Raw genomic sequence first — 250 nt, forward strand, 5'->3', positions numbered from 1 at the left:
AATCCTTCATTTTATTTTGGTTAGCGGTTGTATACGGTGCGCCTTTGCCGACGTGCAATTCCCATGAACGATGCGGGCAAGAAGTACCGAAGAACTCATTATGCAAGCGGACAGTTGAACGGTTGACTGGTAAGCCATAAGATTTCATGACATCAGCAACAACTTTTAAAGTTGCTTCTTCGTTCTCTAAGAATAGCTTGTCTGATAAACGACCAGGGTATGACTCACAAATTTCGAAACCGATCAAGTT

1 pseudogene is annotated in these 250 nt (G+C 42.4%); it reads right to left on the minus strand.

The window, feature by feature from the left end:
- A pseudogene (locus HMPREF3270_RS11040) lies at positions 1-250 on the minus strand (N-acetylmuramoyl-L-alanine amidase); the annotation flags it as partial.

The organism is Staphylococcus sp. HMSC65H10, assembly GCF_001839185.1.
Lineage (GTDB): Bacteria > Bacillota > Bacilli > Staphylococcales > Staphylococcaceae > Staphylococcus > Staphylococcus simulans.